19 protein-coding genes and 3 pseudogenes are annotated in these 17,755 nt (G+C 49.7%); 14 read left to right on the plus strand and 8 right to left on the minus strand.

The annotated features are described in order from the left end of the window. Window positions 1-49: 49 nt before the first annotated feature. The 8 genes and pseudogenes from Q0537_RS00570 to Q0537_RS00605 form a co-directional block, all read left to right on the plus strand. Window positions 50-211, plus strand: coding sequence for a hypothetical protein (locus Q0537_RS00570; protein ID WP_297881108.1), 162 nt, complete (start codon window positions 50-52; stop codon window positions 209-211). Between the two features lie 219 nt (window positions 212-430). Further along, a complete protein-coding gene (gene murC / locus Q0537_RS00575) occupies window positions 431-1,738 on the plus strand; it encodes a UDP-N-acetylmuramate--L-alanine ligase (protein ID WP_299224173.1) in 1,308 nt (435 codons plus the stop codon). 61 nt (window positions 1,739-1,799) lie between these two features. Next, window positions 1,800-2,576: a hypothetical protein gene (locus Q0537_RS00580; RefSeq protein ID WP_297881132.1), complete on the plus strand. Its 777-nt coding sequence runs from the start codon at window positions 1,800-1,802 to the stop codon at window positions 2,574-2,576. Continuing rightward, window positions 2,566-4,776, plus strand: coding sequence for an endonuclease MutS2 (locus Q0537_RS00585; protein WP_299224176.1), 2,211 nt, complete (start codon window positions 2,566-2,568; stop codon window positions 4,774-4,776). Before Q0537_RS00580 ends, Q0537_RS00585 begins: the two co-directional genes overlap by 11 nt. A gap of 864 nt (window positions 4,777-5,640) precedes the next feature. Next, on the plus strand, window positions 5,641-6,360 hold the full coding sequence (locus tag Q0537_RS00590) for a CorA family divalent cation transporter (protein ID WP_299224179.1): 720 nt from the start codon (window positions 5,641-5,643) through the stop codon (window positions 6,358-6,360). A gap of 86 nt (window positions 6,361-6,446) precedes the next feature. After that, window positions 6,447-6,791: a hypothetical protein gene (locus Q0537_RS00595; protein ID WP_299224182.1), complete on the plus strand. Its 345-nt coding sequence runs from the start codon at window positions 6,447-6,449 to the stop codon at window positions 6,789-6,791. 45 nt (window positions 6,792-6,836) lie between these two features. Beyond that, window positions 6,837-7,073, plus strand: a complete 237-nt coding sequence (locus Q0537_RS00600) for a hypothetical protein (RefSeq protein ID WP_299224185.1) — start codon at window positions 6,837-6,839, stop codon at window positions 7,071-7,073. A 360-nt stretch (window positions 7,074-7,433) separates the two neighbouring features. Beyond that, window positions 7,434-7,733 (plus strand): annotated as a pseudogene (locus Q0537_RS00605) (MGMT family protein); the annotation flags it as partial. Window positions 7,734-7,999: 266 nt separating this feature from the next. On the opposite strand, the gene Q0537_RS00610 reads toward Q0537_RS00605, so the two are convergent. After that, window positions 8,000-8,128 carry a hypothetical protein gene (locus Q0537_RS00610; protein WP_299224190.1) on the minus strand — a complete coding sequence of 43 codons (129 nt, stop codon included), beginning with the start codon at window positions 8,126-8,128 and terminating at the stop codon, window positions 8,000-8,002. A gap of 8 nt (window positions 8,129-8,136) precedes the next feature. On the opposite strand from Q0537_RS00610, the gene Q0537_RS00615 reads away from it, so the two are divergent. Then, entirely contained in the window at window positions 8,137-8,331 is a 195-nt protein-coding gene (locus Q0537_RS00615; protein WP_299224193.1) for a hypothetical protein, read from the plus strand. Here Q0537_RS00615 and Q0537_RS10375 read toward each other — a convergent pair. The 3 genes and pseudogenes from Q0537_RS10375 to Q0537_RS00625 all read right to left on the minus strand — a co-directional run. Then, window positions 8,325-8,441, minus strand: a pseudogene (locus tag Q0537_RS10375) (hypothetical protein); the annotation flags it as partial. The gene Q0537_RS00615 and the pseudogene Q0537_RS10375 sit on opposite strands and share 7 nt — an antisense overlap. Window positions 8,442-8,483: 42 nt before the next feature. Further along, window positions 8,484-8,750 carry a hypothetical protein gene (locus tag Q0537_RS00620; protein WP_299224196.1) on the minus strand — a complete coding sequence of 89 codons (267 nt, stop codon included), beginning with the start codon at window positions 8,748-8,750 and terminating at the stop codon, window positions 8,484-8,486. Between the two features lie 602 nt (window positions 8,751-9,352). Further along, window positions 9,353-9,610 carry an MGMT family protein gene (locus Q0537_RS00625; protein WP_298979147.1) on the minus strand — a complete coding sequence of 86 codons (258 nt, stop codon included), beginning with the start codon at window positions 9,608-9,610 and terminating at the stop codon, window positions 9,353-9,355. A gap of 150 nt (window positions 9,611-9,760) precedes the next feature. On the opposite strand from Q0537_RS00625, the gene Q0537_RS00630 reads away from it, so the two are divergent. From Q0537_RS00630 to Q0537_RS00650, 5 genes are all read left to right on the plus strand, one after another. Continuing rightward, entirely contained in the window at window positions 9,761-10,297 is a 537-nt protein-coding gene (locus tag Q0537_RS00630) for a hypothetical protein (protein WP_299224199.1), read from the plus strand. A 193-nt stretch (window positions 10,298-10,490) separates the two neighbouring features. Then, entirely contained in the window at window positions 10,491-11,324 is an 834-nt protein-coding gene (pepE, locus tag Q0537_RS00635; RefSeq protein ID WP_299224202.1) for a dipeptidase PepE, read from the plus strand. 230 nt (window positions 11,325-11,554) lie between these two features. Further along, on the plus strand, window positions 11,555-11,845 hold the full coding sequence (locus Q0537_RS00640) for a hypothetical protein (protein WP_299224205.1): 291 nt from the start codon (window positions 11,555-11,557) through the stop codon (window positions 11,843-11,845). A 2-nt stretch (window positions 11,846-11,847) separates the two neighbouring features. Beyond that, window positions 11,848-12,063, plus strand: coding sequence for a hypothetical protein (locus Q0537_RS00645; RefSeq protein WP_299224208.1), 216 nt, complete (start codon window positions 11,848-11,850; stop codon window positions 12,061-12,063). Window positions 12,064-12,544: 481 nt separating this feature from the next. Further along, the gene (locus Q0537_RS00650) at window positions 12,545-13,288 is read left to right on the plus strand and encodes a DUF4272 domain-containing protein (RefSeq protein WP_299224211.1); all 744 of its coding nucleotides are present in this window, start codon (window positions 12,545-12,547) and stop codon (window positions 13,286-13,288) included. Window positions 13,289-13,840: 552 nt separating this feature from the next. On the opposite strand, the gene tpx is transcribed toward Q0537_RS00650, so the two are convergent. From tpx to rpsL, 4 genes and pseudogenes are all read right to left on the minus strand, one after another. After that, on the minus strand, window positions 13,841-14,371 hold the full coding sequence (tpx, locus tag Q0537_RS00655) for a thiol peroxidase (RefSeq protein ID WP_299224214.1): 531 nt from the start codon (window positions 14,369-14,371) through the stop codon (window positions 13,841-13,843). Between the two features lie 630 nt (window positions 14,372-15,001). Next, a complete protein-coding gene (fusA, locus tag Q0537_RS00660; RefSeq protein WP_299224217.1) occupies window positions 15,002-17,077 on the minus strand; it encodes an elongation factor G in 2,076 nt (691 codons plus the stop codon). A gap of 9 nt (window positions 17,078-17,086) precedes the next feature. After that, complete coding sequence (gene rpsG / locus Q0537_RS00665) at window positions 17,087-17,557, minus strand: 30S ribosomal protein S7 (RefSeq protein WP_299224220.1); 471 nt, start codon at window positions 17,555-17,557, stop codon at window positions 17,087-17,089. A 69-nt stretch (window positions 17,558-17,626) separates the two neighbouring features. Then, window positions 17,627-17,755 (minus strand): annotated as a pseudogene (gene rpsL / locus Q0537_RS00670) (30S ribosomal protein S12); the annotation flags it as partial.

Below are 17,755 nucleotides of genomic sequence, written 5' to 3' on the forward strand. Positions count from 1 at the left end.
GAGCCAAGCGGCGAAATTTTAGGCGTTAAATTTAAATAATGGACGTGCGATGAACGCAATGAAATTTACCGAAATTTACGCGGCTTCGGTGCGCGAAGCGATGCGGCAGGTACGGCGGCGCCCTGCTCGCCGCGAGGCTTTAACGGCGAGTTTGAGCCGTAAAATTTTAAGCGCTTCCGTTTCAAAGCGGAGTTTTGAGCGCGGAATTTAGAGCGCTCAAATTTTAAAAGGCGAAATTCTAAAGGCAAATTTAGATCGCTAAATTTTAAAAGCGCTTTCGAAAGTAGCGAGACGGGGCTGCGCGACGCTGCAAGCTCGTAAAATTTAAAGACGAATTTCAAGGCGCCGAATGGTTTAAATTTTTAAATTTCGCCGGAGCGGGATTTAAAAATTTAAACGTAGTTTTCTATTATAATATTTAAGGACAAAGGTGAAAAAGGTTCATTTTATCGGCATCGGCGGCATAGGCATCTCCGCATTAGCAAGATTTTTACACGAGAAAAATTTTATCATTTCAGGCTCTGATATCAAAGAGAGCGAGACGACCTACAAGCTAAGAGCGGACGGCATGGAGATCATCACGCCGCACGACGCTTCGGCGATCAAGGATCAGGAGATCGTCATCTACTCCGCCGCGATCAAAGAGGACAACGTCGAGCTGCAAGCCGCGCGCAAAAAGGGGATCGTCTGCCTCTCGCGCAAGGAGGCCCTGCCCTTCGTGCTAAAAGACAAGCGCGTCTTCGCAGTCGCCGGCGCGCACGGCAAAAGCACCACGAGCGCGATAACCTCGGCGCTGATAAACGGCTCGGTCATCATCGGCGCGATCTCCAAGCAGTTCGGCTCGAATATGAAATATGAAAATAGCGAAAACATCATCTTCGAAGCCGACGAGAGCGATTCGAGCTTTTTAAATTCCAACCCCTACGTCGCGGTCGTGACCAACGCCGAACCCGAGCATATGGATCATTACGACAACGATTTGGATAAATTTCACGCGGCGTATCGCGGCTTTTTGGAGCGCGCTAAGATCCGCGTGATAAACGCCGAGGATGAGTTTTTAAGCTCCATTAAGCTTAGCTGTATCAAGCTCTTTCCTTCGCGCGACATAACGGATCTAAAGGTGCTGCTGCGCGATCATCAGCCGTTTATGAGTTTTAATCTTAAAGAGCTCGGACGCTTCGAGGTTTACGGGCTAGGAAGGCACATCGCAATCGATGCGTCGCTAGCGATCCTAGCCGCGGCATGCGAGACGGGGCTAGAGCAGATCCGCAAAAATTTACTGAATTACCAAGGGATCAAAAAGCGCTTCGACATCCTGTGCGCCACCCCAAACTTCGTGCTCATCGACGACTACGGCCACCATCCTACCGAGATCAGAGCGACGCTGCAAAGCGCGCGCGAATACGCTAGCCTGCTAGGTCTTAGCAAGATCACGGCGATCTTTCAGCCGCACCGCTTCAGCAGACTTAAGGCGAATTTAAACGCCTTTAAAGAGTGCTTTGCGGGCGTGGAAGAGTTAGTCGTACTGCCCGTTTACGCTGCGGGCGAGCCTAGTAACGGCATCGATCTGAAAGAGGAATTTAAGGGGATCGGAGCGCTATTTACTGAGCGGGTCTTTAGAAACGGCGAGCGGATAGAATTTAGCGATATTTTCGGCGTCCGCCACATCATAAACGACGGGCTCGTGATCGGATTTGGCGCAGGCGACATCACCTATCAGCTGCGCGGAGAATTTTAAGCTTGAAAACTCTCGCCGAATTTATGAAACGAACTCCGCAGCGGGCGGGCAAGGATAAAATTTGAGATTTTTGGTGTTTATTTTCGCATTTTTATTTATCGCGGCGATCTTTTTCGTGCGGGACGAAATTTTAAGCAAAAGGGCTAAAATCATCGCCACGGCGCTGATCGTGCTGCTGTGCGCGGGGGCGTATCTTTACGAAAGCGCGAGCGAGCGATCCGCCAAGCTTGAGGAGGAGATGGTTTTTAAATTTAACGCAGGCGCCAGATTAAGATGCGGCGGCGCGATAAATTCCGCTTCTGAAACGCGCGGCTCGGATGCGAAAAATTTAAGCTCGCAAGCGGATGAAGCAAATTTAAAAGAGCAGAACAAGACCGCTTCTGCCGCGCAAAGCTCTGCTGCGCAAACGAACGAACAAGCTTCAGCCGCGCAAATGAACGGCGCCGTCTCGGACGGGCAAAATTCCGCACAAAGCCCTACTTCGCAAAATTCTACGCAGCAAAACCGCACACGGCAAAATTCCGCACCCCAAAGCGAGAGCCTCGCGCCGCAAAATTCCGCGAATCAAGGAGATACGCGAAGCCCTGCCTCACAAAATTCTACGCAAAATTCCGCGCAACGAGGCGACACACAAACCTCCGATCCGCAAGGCTCCGCTCAAAATTCTAAAACTACGCAAAATTTCGCTGCAGACAAAGAGCAAGGCTCCGCGCAGATCGTAACGCGAGAAAATTTCACCTACTCCTTTTCGATGGGCGCTTTCATCGCCAAAAAGAGCGCGGGCGCGGAGTTTAAGGGTAAAACTTATAAAATCAAAGAGTGCGTTTATGATCAGTGACGAACTTTTTACGCGCCTCGATCTGGGCGAGTATCTAGCCAAATTTAAAAGCTTTTTAGCGCGCGAAAAGCCGCTGTTTTTAAGCGGCGATAGCAAGCTAAATTTTGAAAAAATTTCAGAGCTTACGAAATTTGATCTGGCGCAGTGCGAGAGCGTCGCGAACCTAGACGACGCGCTGATGCGCATCTCAAAGCATGGCGTGCTTCATATCAGCGAAATTTACGAGTTTAGCAAGATCGTCCGATATTTTTTGTATCTCAAAAAGCAGCCTTTTGAGGGCAAACTCGCCGCTTGGCTTGCAAAGATCGAGATCCCGCAGCCCATCGCGCAACTAAAAGATTATTTCGACGATCAGGGCGGCTTTCGCGACGCGATAGACGAGCGCTTCGGCGCGCTAAACGAGGCGTTTAAGATAAAAAAAGGCGAGATCGAGCAGACGCTAAAAAGGCTGATCTATTCCAAAGCCCTTTCGCCCTATCTCGCCGACACGCAGATCCACTACATAAGCGACACCGAGGCTCTGCTGGTGCGCGGCGGCTTTAATCACGTGTTAAAAGGCAGCGTCGTAGCGCGCTCAAGCGGAGGCTATTTTTACGTGCTTCCAGACGCGATCGCGGCTCTGAAGTCCGCTCAAAGCGCGATTTTGGATAAAAAAGAGCAGATCGTATTCGAGCACTGCAAGCAGATCAGCGCGGTTTTTAATAAGAATTTAGCTTTTCTGAAATTTATAAACGCCGCTTTCGACGCGATTGACGCGCTGATTGCGCGCGCGGCGATGGCAAGAGCGAGCGATTATGAGTTCGTCCTGCCTGAGCCCTCGCGCGACATTGTCCTAGACAGCTTCGCCCACCCCGCGCTTAAAAATCCAAAGCGCGTGAGCGTGGAATTTAGCGGTAAAATTCTGCTCATCACAGGCGTGAATGCGGGCGGAAAATCGATGCTTTTAAAAAGCATTCTAAGCGCGGCGCTGCTAGCTAAGTACCTCCTTCCGATGCCTATTCGCGCAAGCCTCAGCCGCATCGGCACCTTTAAAGAATTCGAGCTCATAATGGAGGATCCGCAAAACTCCAAAAACGACATCTCGACCTTTGCGGGCAGGATGGTTGCCTTTAGCAAGCTGTTCGGGCGCAAAGAAATTCTAATCGGCGTCGATGAGATCGAGCTTGGTACCGATTTTGAGGAGGCTGCGAGCCTATACGGCGCGATGATCGAGCAGCTAATAAGCGGCGACGTGAAGATGATCATCACCACGCATCACAAGCGCCTAGCGATGCTGCTCGCAAAGGATCCGCGCGTGGAGCTGCTGGCGGCGCTTTACGACGAGAAAAACAGCGCGCCGAAATATGAGTTTTTAAAGGGCACGATCGGCAAATCCTACGCCTTTGAAACCGCGCTGCGCTACGGCATAGCGCAAAATTTGATCGCCGCAGCGCGCAAAAACTACGGCGAGAACAAAGAGAACTTAAACGAAGCGATCTCAAAAGCGATAAATTTGGAGCTTGAGCTAAAACAAAAGCTGGCACAGACGCAGCAAAAAGAGGAGAAGTTGGATGCGCTGAGCGAAGCGCTAAAAGATCAGCGCGAGCGCGCGCAAAGCGAGCTGAAGGCAGAGCTTTCAAGGCTGCAAAACGAATACTACCGCGCGATTTCAGAGGCCAAACGCAGCGTGAGCCTAAGCGACGTGCGCGAAAAGCAGCGCGCCATAAACCGCGCAAACGAGCTCACACGGGCCGTGCAGCAGCCCGAACTCAGCACGCCTGAGCCGCAAAGCTTCAAGGTGGGCGATCGCGTAAAATACGGCAAGATCAAGGGCGAAATTTTATCGCTCAGCAAAACCCAGGCGCTGATGCTAAGCGACGGCATCAGGCTGCGCGTGCCGCTTAGCGAGCTAAAGCGCAGCGGTGCGGCGGCGCCCGCGCCCGCAAAAAATATCAGTATCAAGGTGCAAAAGCCCTCCTCCGCGTCGCTGAGCCTCGATCTGCACGGCTTGCGCGCCGAGGAAGCGATCAGCAGGCTTGATAAATTCATCAGCCAAAGCCTCGTGATGGGCTTTGATGAGATCATCGTCAAGCACGGCATCGGCACGGGCAAGCTCGCGTTCGCGGTAAAGGAGTTTTTAAAAACGCATCCAAGCGTCAAGGGCTTTCGCGACGGCACGCCCGCAGAAGGGGGCTTCGGCTCAAAGGTCGTCTCGCTTTAGGCTTTGACTAAAAGAGCTTTTCGCTTCATACGCCAGCGCGAATGATGTGGAATCCGCTCATTTCATCTATACCTTCGCCGAGGTTTTTTAAGCGCGGGTGCTTTTAACGTAGAATTTCGCCGTGGAATTTTGAAATTTGTCCTCAGCTTTAAATTTTAAATTTAGTCCACGTTTTAAATTTGAAATATGGAGGGCTCGGATTGAAATTCTAAAATTTTATGCGGCGCAAGCCGCAATAAAAAGAATTTAACGCGAGCTGAAAGCTCGCCCCTTATAAAGCGTCGTCGGGGGATGGGTGGGGTTTGTGGGCGAGCAGAACAATGCGGCGCTGCGGGGCAGCGCCGCCTCTGCGAGGAATGTGACCTCGCAATCGGGGCCCCTTCCCGCCCCAAGAGAAATAAAAATCACGGTATAAATTCTGCAAGCCGTGGATTTAGTGATAAAATTTTATTTTGTAAATTTCTATGAAATTTTATGTATAGCTTGGCGTCTGCGTGTTTTATGCGTGATGTTATTGTAAGGGGGCGGCGCTCAGAGTTGCGAGGCGCGCCCGCCCCCTTACCGACCCCCGCCCGCGCGACGCTAGCGGTGCGGACTGCGTCCGCGTTAAATTTGAATTGCGACTGCGTCGCATAAAATCTCACCAATAATAAAATTCTTTCGTGCTTAAAATTTTAAAATTCCAAGCGCAAAAGAATTTTGAAATTCCAAATACGATAAAATTTAAATGGCGGCGGAATTTTAGAATTCCTATTAGTAGCAAAATTTCAGAATTCTGATCGGCAACAGAATTTCAAAATTCCGTAAATTTGAGCGAAATTCTGAAATTCCGCAAATTTAAAACGATTGAATAAGGAGGTCTCATTGAACCCGATTACCGAAAAGCGCAGCGTTTCGGGCTACTACTACGCCGAGGATCGCGAGTATGTGTACTTCGTGACGGACGCGCCACGCGAGCAAAACTACCGCTTTATTTTCGACGCAGGCGCGATCTATTTGCAGGAGGGTACCGCCGAGGTGCGGCTTAGCAGCGAGGCGGAGTTTTTCGCGGTCGTTAAAAAGATCCTCGCGCAGTACCGCGATAAAATTTTAGAGCACTCCGCAGAGCTTGAGAATTACGAAAAAATCTACACGCGTCGCGGTGATTTTTCAAAATTTATGAAAAGGCACTCTATCCTAAAATACGAAATCCGCAAATTTCAAAACAAAATTTCGCATTTTTACGAGGCGCTTCTCATCTGCGCAAACGAGCAGCCGGCGCTTAAAAAGCGGTTGAAAAACTACGCCTACGAAGCGGGCGTTTTTAAAGGCGTAATGAGCGAATATGCCGTCAGGATCGAGGATATCTATCAATTCATCCAGGGGCTCAAAAACGACAAAATTAGCCGCAACATCTACATTCTCACGATCATCTCGTCGCTGCTGATGCCGCTAAATTTCATCACGAGCTTTTTTGGGATGAACACGACGGGGCTGTTTTTAAGCGGCTCGACGCATGGCACGCTCATCGTGACGCTTGCGATGTGCGTGATCTTCGCGGCGATGGTCGGCTTTCTTATGCTCTACGCCAAAAAACGAAACTAAAGCGGAGGAGTTAAATTTTAAACAAAAACGAGCTTAAAAATATCCTAGGCGGATACCTCGGCAGGGAGATTGCGGGCGATTTTAGAGTGCTGAAAGAGCACGAGATCGCGCTCTGCAACGACGTGGCGAAATTTCCTTTTGAGGGCGATAGCGAGCTGCTGCGCGAGTTTTGTATCTTCGCAGACAGCGGCAGCGGCGATCTTTGGCTGCTAAGCTCTAGCGGCGAGATCGCGTTTTACGACCATGATTTGGAGTTTTTATCCAAGGCAAATTTGAAAAAATTCGATCTAAATCTTGCGGGCTGGCTAAAGATCGCCGAGCTTTTTTGCAAATTTGAAGCTATTAGCAACCCGAGCGCCGCGCAAAAGGCGGAGTTTAAGCAAAGCGTAGCTAAAATTTGCCCGCAAATTTTAGAAATTTGGGAAATTTAGGCGCTACTTGGGGCGCCTAAATTTAATCGCAAAATAGGAGGAGCGATGAAATTTATCGCATATTACGACTCGCCGCTTGGCAAAATCACACTCGCGGGCGATGAGGCGGGGCTTTGCGGGCTGTGGTTCGAGGGCGAAAAATACTACGCGCACGCTCTCGCGACGAGCGGTGCGGACGGCAAATTCTGCACGCGCGATATTGCGGCAAAAAACAGATGCCGCTGCGAGAGAGGGTTGCTAAGAGAAAGGTCATGCGCTAAAGGCGAAAAGCGGTGCGGATAAAAAGCGTATCGCGTCCGATCTGCTCGCAAAAGAGCAGCACGCCGCGAGCGAAACAAAGCGCGATTTTGCGGCGCTGAAAAAGAGTGAAAAGAGCGATTTTGCGGCAAAAGCGGCGAACGGTGCGGATAAAAAGTACAATGCGCGCGATTTTGCAGTTAAAGACACGGGCGAAAAATCTCGCGCGACCAATCTTTCGGCGCAAGGTGGGAGCGGAAAATTCTGCGCGAACGAGCAAAACGAGCAAAGCTGGTACTTCGAGGAGAAAAACCTAGCCGTTTGCGATCAAACTAGGCGCTGGCTCGATCTGTATTTTAGCGAACGCCGGGTTTTACGCCCGCTCTAAATCCCGTGGGCTCGGCGTTTAGACGCGCCGTGTGGGAAATTTTGCTTAAAATTCCATATGGCAAAACCACGACCTACGGGCAGATCGCGCGCGAAATCGCCGCAGCACGCGGGCTAGCGAAGATGTCCGCGCAAGCCGTGGGCGGCGCCGTAGGGCACAACGAAATCTCAATCATCATCCCATGCCACCGCGTCATAGGCACGCACGGCAGCCTCACGGGCTATGCAGGCGGCATCGATAGAAAAATAAAGCTGCTGAAGCTCGAAGGCGTCGATATGCAGGGGCTTTTCACGCCCGCCAAAGGCACCGCCCTATGAGGTAGCGCGGCAAAATTTGAAAGATCGCAAAAGATTTTAATACTCGCGCGCAAAAGTGTGATAAAATTTGAATACTTAAATTTAGACGCTGCACAGCGCATCGCTTGCAAATCGAAGGCGAGCGGCGATTTTAAACGATTACACCGCGCGCAGGACGGCGATCATTAAATTTAAAGCCGAAGCGGGCACGCTTTGAAATTTTAAATTTTTCCGCCGCGTAAAAATTAAAATTTTATGCCGAGATGCCGACCTTAGCGGCGTAAAATTTACAGCGACTCCAAAAATGTCCTAGCCGCCAGTTTGCCGAGGTTATTGGCTGCTAGCGGACTATCGCCCGAGAGCAGGTTGCGGTCTTTGTGCACGGCGCCGTTGATACCTTCGTTTAGGATTTTCATCCCAAGTTTTGCTAGCCGCGAGCCCATATACCAGCGCAGATGGCCCGGCATGTAGCCTATATATCGGGCGAGGTGCGGTCAATGACGTCGGGCAGCAGCACGAGCTCGTAGCCCTCGAACAAAACTTATCCTCGTCAAGCGCCGCGGCTAGCAGCCCGGCTGGGCCGTGGCAGATCGTGATGATGTATTTACCCTGCTCATGAAACCATTTTAGCGCGGCCTTTACGTCGCGACTCTCGTCAAGCCCGATCAGCGCGCCGTGACCGCCCGGGATGTAGAGCGCAAAATACTCGTCAAATCCCTTCTTTACGATATCAGCGAGCTTTTTAGCTCTTTAAATTTAGTCGCGTAGCTCTCAAAAAAAGCCCTTGAGCCGCTCGTCCTTCGCAGGCATCGCCCAAAACTCGAATTTTACGGGATTTCCAGAGAGCGTCGCGATCTCGAAGTCCCAGCCCGCCTGCGCCAGATGATACATCGGCACGAGCGTCTCTACGGGGTGGTTGCCCGTGGAGAAAAACGTCCCGTTGTCCATCAGCAAATACCGCTCGTCGGCCGCGATGATGAGGATTTTTTTATCGCCGTCGTATTTTTTCTCGTAATTAAAATCCGCCAGATCGCTCACGGGCGCCGTAAACTGTGACAGCGAAAACGGCGACGGGAAAAACGCGCCGTGCTCGGCGATATCGGGAGTCGGGAGTTTTGCCTTTCAAATGAAATTTTACCGATTATATAGGCTTTCGTTTAATCTGAAATAAATTTTAAAATTTCGCCGCTTTTTCTCCGTCTTCCGCAGAAGCCGCATCGATTTAAAATTTTTAACGCGCCGAGGGCGGATAGGTCGGCCGCCAGTTCGGCCGCTACAAAATTTGCGATAACCAAAATCTACAAGCGGCGCCGAAACGGGCGCGACAAGAAAACCAATAGGCGGCGTCGCGCCTGCTTCGTAAAACTGCGGCGGACTGATGCCGAGGAGCCGCTTAGTGCAGCATTTAAGCCGCCACGCAAAAAAGATGAATTTTATCTTTTCACGCATGATGATTTGCGCCGCATCTACAAACAAATGAAGCTCGCAGGCTCTTAGCGGTCGGCAGCGCTGCCGCTACGCCGCTTAAACCTGCGCGGATCTAAAATTTTATAAATTAAAATTCCATGCCGCGGACAATTTAAAATTTTGCGCTTCAAACGATCCGTAAATTCCGTGCTTCAGGCTGCGGCGATTAGGCCTTAGCACTCCCAGCGGTGCTTTTTCATACAGACGCGCTCGCCTCTAAATTCCACGCCTTCGGCCTCTAGCAGTTCGCGCTGAGCCGCAAAGCTCGCCGCCAAAGCGCCCGCGTGATAAAGGGCGCGGTGGCACGGGTAGTCGCCGTAGAGCTCTGCTTGCGAGAGCACGCGCCCCACGAGCCGCGAGCAAGCGGGCAGCCCGATCAGGAGCGCGATCTGCCCGTAGCTAGCGACCCTGCCCGCGGGGATCTCCCCCACAAGGGTAAAATTTCATAGATCAAATTTTGCGTCAAAACCATGGCGTGATTATACTTTTTCGCATTTAAATTTAGACCTAAATTTAGTCACTTTGCGCCGCTAAATTCGATATAATTTCTAAAATTTAGCGCTTTACAAAAGGAGCGAGCTGTGGACGAGAAATTCCAATCAGACACGAAAGAGCTGGACGAGAAATTTGCCGCTATCCCTGAAAATTTAAAGAAGCGATACGATATGCATAGATTTATCAGACGCGTGATTATAGGGTATTATTCGTCGGCGGCTACAACCATCTATTTCTCGCTAATGCTAATGTTTTTTCTTGATTTGCTTTTTTCGAATATCGGTATAGAATCGTCGTCTAAAATTTTTAGAGATATTCGTGATGTCGCGATAATAGTTTTGCCTATATGCGCGACGATCTGTTTTTTAAGATACACTAAGACTAAGCGATACAGCAACCTTTTTATCAAGGATCAAGGAGATAGTTTGTTGGTCTTTACGATAGAAAATTTTGCCAGTATAGTTTTGCTTTTATATCCGACCTTGATTTTTACCGGAATATTGGAAGGCGCCGCAGCTCATATATTTTTGTACGCCTTAATCGTAGCGCCGATTTGCGGAATAGTTTTTGGGGTATGCTATTTTTTCAATACGGGCTCATATACCCCGAAAGCCGAAGCGTAAATTTCATTAAATTTAGCCGCGCTTTTAAATTTTACGGCGCGGCGCCTCGTCGAATTTCGAAATTTAATAGTTTAAAATTTTACCTTGGCGAGGCCTTTTGGCGAGCAAAATTTAAACCGAATATTCAGCCCCTCTTTATATGTAAAGGAATATAATTTCAAAACAGATATCAACTTTGATTAAAGGAGAAAAGATGCAAAATCAAAGACGAGACCTACTAAAGGTAGCCGCTTTGGCGGCGGGTGCTGCGATGCTCAGTACGAGCGAACTAGCTGCGAGCGAAAAGGCGTTTAAGCTCTCTAAGCGCGATCATAGCAAGCAAAGAGCGCTGCTGCTCTCAAGCTCGGGCTACAAGGACACGAAGTATCTATCGCACGCGGTGGCGTGGATCGGTAAATTTGCGCAGGAAAACAACCTCGCGGGCAAAAAGATCGTTTTCATCCCTTACGCAAGCCTACGCAGGAGCTACGACGAATATGAAAAGCGCGTCAAAGAGGCGCTTGCGAGCCTAAATTTAAACATCGTCGGCGTCCATCACGCTAAAAACGCCGCGAAGGAAGTCGCGAGTGCGGATTGCATATTCGTAGGCGGCGGCAACACCTTCAAGCTCGTGCACGATATGTACGAAAACGAGCTCATCGCTCTGATTAGCAAAATGGTCGAGGACGGCACGCCGTATATCGGCTGGAGCGCGGGCTCGAACGTCGCGGGCGCTACGATGATGACGACGAACGATATGCCGATCATCGAGCCCGAGTCGTTTAATACCTTCAACATCTTCCCGCACCAGATCAATCCGCACTTCATCTCGGGCAAGCCTGTGGGGCACAACGGCGAGAGCAGAGAGGAGAGGCTGGAGGAATTTTTGATCGCCAATCAAAAATCGACAGTTTATGCGATGCCGGAAGGTACGGCGTTTTGGCTTGAGGGCGAGAAGGCGACCGTGCTCGGGCCTGCTGCGGTGCTAAAGATGAATTATAAACAAAAGGTTAAGTTGATCGAGCCGGGAAGCTCGTTTAAGTATTGATCGCACCCGCTCAAATTTAACCAAGAGGTGCGCCAGACGGCACCGCTAGTTTGAATGCGCGAATCGGTTAAATTTCAGTTGCGGCGCTCGGCTAAATTCGGGCGCCGCTTTTAAATTTGCGCGACAAAGCGCGCTACTTATGTGGACGTATGGTCAAAAGATAAGCATCGATTTAAAGCGGCGCGCGATCGCCGAAGCCATAAAGAGTAAAATTTAAAAGAGGAGATAAAATGCCCTACATTCACCTTCTTATGCCGCTTAGCGATTTTATTCCGTATATCGCGGAGATCCTTGCCGGCTGCGGCGGGACGGTATATGTGCAAAAAAGCGGCAGCGCTTATAGTGCCGTAAAAATCGATGCGGGCGGCCGCCGAAACTTAACCGACCTGAGGCAAAGTTTCAAATTTTTTATCTCGTCCGAACCGCCGCAAGAGCCTGAATTGCTCGCAAAGATATTTTACGACGATCTATATCGAAGCATCATCGAAGGCACGGGCAAGCAGAGACGCAAGAAGCCGTAGAGATGATCGCGCTGCGACTCGCCGCAAAAAATCCGGGCGCGGCTACTTGGGGAAATTTCTCCGGAAATAAACCTAAAAACGACGAAGCGATCGGTCGCGAGCTTAGCTGCGGCGCCTCTTTTTACAAAGATTATTTTTACGCGAAGCGCTGCGCGGACGGTAAAATTTTAAAATTTGATCCGAACAACGGCAAACTGCCGAATATTGCGACGCCGTAAACGGGCGGCATCGCTAGCGTGAGCAAAGGGCGGCGTCCAAGCTAGGCGGCATCGACAAATTTTAAAAACGGGCAATGCGAGCGGCGGGTCTAAATTTTAACGCGGCTTTAAATTTATGCGGTCTGAATTTATACAGCCTCAAGGGCTTGCGGCGTAGAATTTTAACCCCAAACGGCGCGCGTGAATTTAATAAAATTTGCCTCTGAAATTTAGCAAAATCGTTCGCTTATAAAATTCGCCGCTAAAATTTTTCAAAGCGGCGGCTTTAAATTTAGCGGCGCGAACGATCCTTTTTCATTGCCTTATTACGGGCACTGACGAGCCTGAACGGCGCCGTATAAATTAACAAGATGAGGCACGGAATTTCCGTCCGATTTGCAAAGCTCAGTTTGAACTTAAATTTAAAAAATCCGTCCCGCCGTCGTAAGCTGAAATTTTGCGCGATTGTTTTAAAATGCGTTTAAAATTTTAAGGAGAGCTCATGGCGTTTTCAGATTTTTTTAAAAAAGGCGGCAAAAATAGCACAAACGCCGCAAAGATCGGCAAGACTGCGCAGGAGCGCAAGGATATAAGCATCGAAATTTTAAAATCGCAGGGCGTGCCGTACATTGACCATCTGCCGCTGCGATACGAGACGGACGAGGTTTCCCCACGTGAAAAGGGCGAGGTCATCGCCCGCGCGATCTGCTCGTACGCGGCGATAATGTGCGCCTGCTCGATCAGAGACGAGGGCAAGCTCGCGGATGAGGATAAGCAGGGCGTGCAGGGCTTTCTAAATAACCGCTTTGGGTGCATAGACAAGCTCACGCGCATGGAGCGCAGCGTCGTGCAGGGCGAGGCGAGCCGCGACGAGGCCGTAAATATGGGCTGGAAATACGAGTCGCTGTGGTCGCTGATGTGGGCCATGGGGCTCGTGGAGGAGCTTAGCTTTCCGAGCGAGATCTGCGACTGCGCCTTTGTGATGGATACCTTTAGCGGCGGCGATTTTTATGCGCGCGTGAAGCTGCGCGACACGGATGAAATTTTACAGGCGCTCGATCTCATCTACCGCTACCACTGGGCGTGCGTCAATGCCCGCGTGCACGGCTCAGACTGCGCGGGGCTCGACGAAGAGGTCGTGATGGAGAGGCGTGGCGGGCTAGAGTGGCTGTGCTGCAAGGGGGCGGAGAACGATAATCTGACGGACGAATATAACGCATGGGATTATCCGGACTTGAATACCTAGCGGCGTGTCTTTTTCCTTTATACGTCGTTGGAAATTTCGCCGAATTTCAGTCACGTATTATAATATACGCTCCTTCACTCGGCTCATTTCCGCCTCGTCTAAAGAAAAAATACTGCGCGTTGTCTCGCGAGCGTCTTTAAATGAGTTTGAAATTTTAAGTCCGCGATAGGCTATATGCCTTATCTTAACTTAAAATTTCTGCACAACATTTAAATCCATCTCGCGATACTGCCGCCTGTATTTTTGCGCTCAAATTTAACCCCGTTCGCGCGCTGTTTTTTCAAATCATAATATGCGTGAGTAGATAAAAAGTGCGCCGAATATGAGATAAATTTATGAATTGATTGGGGATAAATTTTAAAATTCTATTGCGAACTGCGCAAATAGGATCACGAACCCAGATCCGCCGAAATTCAGCCGCGGCCTGCTAAATTTCAGGGCGCAGTGGAATTTTAGAATTTAAAGTTGCGGGCGAGCAAGGCGCCCGTCCGCGTATTTTAAGCCCGCTAAATTTAAGCGGGTAACGTCTGCACCGCAAACCTAAAAATTGCATCAGCTCTGCGTCGCAGTGCTTCCGCTCGCAAACACCGCCGCATTGAGTGCCGCGTCGTAATCGGGCTCATCTGCGATGTCGTCCGTGATCTGCTTGTAGGCGATCTTGCCTGCGGTGTCCACGACGAAAACCGCGCGACACGTTAGCCCCGCAAGCGCGCCGTCCGCGACCAGCACGCCGTATGCGCGCGCAAACTCCTTATCGCGAAAATCGCTTAAGGCTCGTAAATTTTTGATCCCCTCGGTCGAGCAAAATCTGCCCGCGGCAAACGGCAGATCCATCGAAACCACGAAAACCTCGGTATTTTTTATACTCGCGGCGCGCTCGTTAAATTTGCGCGTCTCGGTCGCGCACACGTCCGTGTCCAGGGACGGCACGGCGATGATGACCTGCGCCTTGCCCGTGCCGCCGCCGACTTTGACCTCGCTAAGATCGGCCGCGACCAGACTAACCTCTGGCGCCTTATCTCCAAGCTTAAGCTTGCTGCCCAAAAGACCGACGCTTACGCCTTGCAATTTGGTTCGTTGCATGATTTTCCTTTGTTTTAAAATATCTTAAATGGGCGCATTATAGCCCGCGAAAGCAAACGCCTGCTAAATCCGAAAACAGGCGGGCTAGAGCGCCGGCTCGACCGATATGATCGGCTCGTAGATCGCCGCGCTAGGATGAAATTTTACGGCATAAAGCGGCGGCAAAATTTAAACACCCGCCTGCGGAAAATACCGCGACCCGCATAAAGCACTGATAATCTCAATCCGATATAAGTCTATGATAGCGCTCTACCTTGAGGCTGCGCCGAAAGTAAAATTTTACCCTACTTGCGATCCAGCTTGCAGCAATTTTGTCCGTGAATGTAAATCAAAGCGATAACGTTGCATGTGTGCTTTCTCTACGAAAGAATAGATCTCTAGTAAAACGATAGGCGCGGCATCATGAGCGCATTTTAAGTTATGCTTTGAATTTTTAAATTTAATTGAAATTTTTTGATCTAAATTTACGATCGGCAGGAGTTAAACTTATGAGTTGAAATTTTATTTGAAGCGAGCGTGAGTTAAAATTTTGGCTCGTAAAGCGGGTTAAATTCTAAGAGCCGTTTTAAAATTTCAAGAAGCGCCGGGGTTGGCGATAAAGTTATCGCCGCACCCTAGCGCTCGTTAAGCTTAGCCGTTGCGCTTTTTGATGATCTCTTCGCCGACGTTTTTAGGAACCTCGTCGTAGTGATCAAATTCCATCGAATAGGTCGCGCGACCCTGCGTCTGAGAGCGCAGATCGGTGGAGTAACCGAACATCTCCGAAAGCGGGCAGAACGCGTCGATGATCTTGTTGCCGCCGCGCTCGCTCATATTATTGACCTGTCCGCGGCGCTTGTTTAAATCGCCGATGACATCACCCATATACTCCTCGGGAGTTTCCACCTCGACCTTCATCATAGGCTCCAAGATTACGGCGCCTGCTTTTCTAGCGCCCTCTTTAAAGCCCATAGAAGCGGCAAGTTTGAATGCCATTTCGGAGCTGTCGACTTCGTGGTAGCTTCCGTCATAGACAGTTACGCGCACGTCCTCGACCGGATATCCCGCCAAAACGCCGTTTTGCATCGCCTCTTGGCAGCCCTTATCTACCGCAGGGATATATTCTTTTGGAATCGCGCCGCCTTTGATATCGTTTACAAACTCATATCCGGTGCCCGGCTCCAAAGGCTCTAGGCGTAAAAATACGTGACCGTATTGACCACGACCACCCGATTGCTTGGCGTATTTGTACTCTTGCTCGACCTTTTTACGGATAGTCTCGCGATATGCAACCTGCGGCTGTCCGACTTCGGCATCGACTTTAAATTCTCTAAGCATTCTATCTACGATGATCTCGAGGTGTAGCTCACCCATTCCCGAAATGATCGTCTGTCCGCTCTCCTCGTCGGTTGCGACCCTGAAGCTTGGATCTTCTTGCGCTAATTTTTGAAGCGCGATACCCATTTTTTCTTGATCGGCTTTGGTTTTAGGCTCTACCGCTACGCTGATAACGGGATCAGGGAATTCCATACGTTCTAAAATTACTTTATCTTTTTCGCTAGCTAGAGTATCGCCCGTAAGAGTGTCTTTAAGACCTACAACGGCGCCGATCTCGCCCGCATAAAGCTCCTTGATCTCTTCGCGTTTATTTGAGTGCATTCTTAGCAAGCGACCGATGCGCTCTTTTTTGCCCTTGCCGGTATTTACGACGTAGCTACCGCTTTCCAAAACACCGCGATATACGCGCACGAAGGTAAGCTGACCTACGAAAGGATCGGTCATAATCTTAAATCCAAGACCCGCGAACTCGCCCTCGTCGGTAGAGCTTACGTGAACCTCGCTGCCGTCCTCATACTGACCCTTAATCGCAGGCACTTCATCAGGCGCAGGTAGATAATCTACGACCGCATCTAGCAAAGGCTGCACGCCTTTATTTTTAAACGCGGTACCGCATAGCATAGGAAAAAAGCTTAGGCTTAAGCAGCCTTTCTTGATGCCCTTTTTAATCTCTTCTACGCTTAGCTCTTCGCCGTTAAAATACTTCTCCATCAAAGCTTCATCGGTCTCTGCTACCGCTTCGATCATTTTGTCGCGATACTCTTGCGCTTTTTCTCGTAGCTCGGCAGGAATTTCAACGATCTCGGGAGCAGAAGGACCCTTGCTATCATCCCAAACGAGCGCCTTCATAGTAACCAAATCTATAACACCCTTGAAATCATCCTCTGCGCCGATCGGAATTTGAATAGGAACAGGATGTGCTTTGAGCCTATCTTTTACTTGCTGCTCGACATTGTAAAAATTTGCGCCGACGCGGTCCATCTTATTTACGAAAATGATGCGCGGAACATGGTATTTATTCGCTTGACGCCAAACGGTCTCGCTTTGAGGTTGAACGCCTCCTACAGAGCAAAATACTGCTACCGCACCATCTAAAACGCGCATCGAGCGCTCGACTTCGATAGTAAAGTCAACATGGCCCGGGGTGTCGATCAAATTTATCTGATGATTATTCCAAAAGCATGTGGTAGCGGCAGACGTGATCGTAATACCACGCTCGCGCTCTTGCTCCATCCAGTCCATAGTAGCGGCGCCCTCGTGAACCTCGCCAATCTTATGACTCATGCCGGTAAAAAATAGAATTCTTTCGCTTGTAGTCGTCTTTCCAGCATCGATGTGGGCGGCAATACCGATATTTCTAACCATATGTAAAGGGGTTTTTCTTGCCATGATGCCCTCCTACCAACGATAATGCGCGAAAGCTTTGTTGGCTTCCGCCATCTTGTAGGTGTCTTCCTTCTTCTTAAATGAAGAGCCTTTAGAATTTGCGGCGTCCATAAGCTCGTAAGCCAAGCGCTCTATCATCGTGCGTTCGCTTCTTTTTCTCGCAAAAGAGATGATCCAGCGAATAGCTAGAGCCTGCTGGCGAGCCGGCCTGACCTCGATCGGAACCTGATATGTGGCGCCGCCTACACGACGAGACTTAACTTCCATCAAAGGCTTAACGTTATCGATGGCGTCGTTGAAAATTTCGATACCTTTCTTCTCGCCGTCTTTATTGTCGATGAAATTTAAGGCGCCGTACATGATCTCGGTAGCGACGCTCTTTTTACCGTCGAACATAAGCGAATTAATAAATTTTGTGATTACTTTGCTGTCATAAATCGGATCGGGCATAACTTCCCTAACGGGAGCTTTTCTTCTTCTCATTTTATTCCTTCAAATTTTAAAATTTTACTCAAACTCGGCAAAATCTAGTGCCGGTCTGTTTAGGCCAAACTATTTTTTAGGTCGTTTAGCACCATATTTCGATCTTGCAACGGTTCGTTTTGCAACGCCTGCAGTATCGAGCGCACCGCGGACGATGTGGTATTTAACGCCTGGTAGATCCTTTACGCGACCGCCGCG

Origin of the sequence: uncultured Campylobacter sp., from assembly GCF_938017775.1 — a bacterium.
Lineage (GTDB): Bacteria > Campylobacterota > Campylobacteria > Campylobacterales > Campylobacteraceae > Campylobacter_B.

Bases quoted from the DNA above. Each gene is read 5' to 3' on its own strand.
- Q0537_RS00570 (WP_297881108.1), top strand. From the start codon at position 50: ATGAACGCAATGAAATTTACCGAAATTTACGCGGCTTCGGTGCGCGAA.
- Q0537_RS00585 (WP_299224176.1), top strand. From the start codon at position 2,566: ATGATCAGTGACGAACTTTTTACGCGCCTCGATCTGGGCGAGTATCTA.
- Q0537_RS00600 (WP_299224185.1), top strand. From the start codon at position 6,837: ATGAAATTTATCGCATATTACGACTCGCCGCTTGGCAAAATCACACTC.
- Q0537_RS00610 (WP_299224190.1), bottom strand. From the start codon at position 8,128: ATGAAAATCCTAAACGAAGGTATCAACGGCGCCGTGCACAAAGACCGC.
- pepE (WP_299224202.1), top strand. From the start codon at position 10,491: ATGCAAAATCAAAGACGAGACCTACTAAAGGTAGCCGCTTTGGCGGCG.
- Q0537_RS00640 (WP_299224205.1), top strand. From the start codon at position 11,555: ATGCCCTACATTCACCTTCTTATGCCGCTTAGCGATTTTATTCCGTAT.
- Q0537_RS00645 (WP_299224208.1), top strand. From the start codon at position 11,848: ATGATCGCGCTGCGACTCGCCGCAAAAAATCCGGGCGCGGCTACTTGG.
- Q0537_RS00650 (WP_299224211.1), top strand. From the start codon at position 12,545: ATGGCGTTTTCAGATTTTTTTAAAAAAGGCGGCAAAAATAGCACAAAC.
- tpx (WP_299224214.1), bottom strand. From the start codon at position 14,371: ATGCAACGAACCAAATTGCAAGGCGTAAGCGTCGGTCTTTTGGGCAGC.
- fusA (WP_299224217.1), bottom strand. From the start codon at position 17,077: ATGGCAAGAAAAACCCCTTTACATATGGTTAGAAATATCGGTATTGCC.
- rpsG (WP_299224220.1), bottom strand. From the start codon at position 17,557: ATGAGAAGAAGAAAAGCTCCCGTTAGGGAAGTTATGCCCGATCCGATT.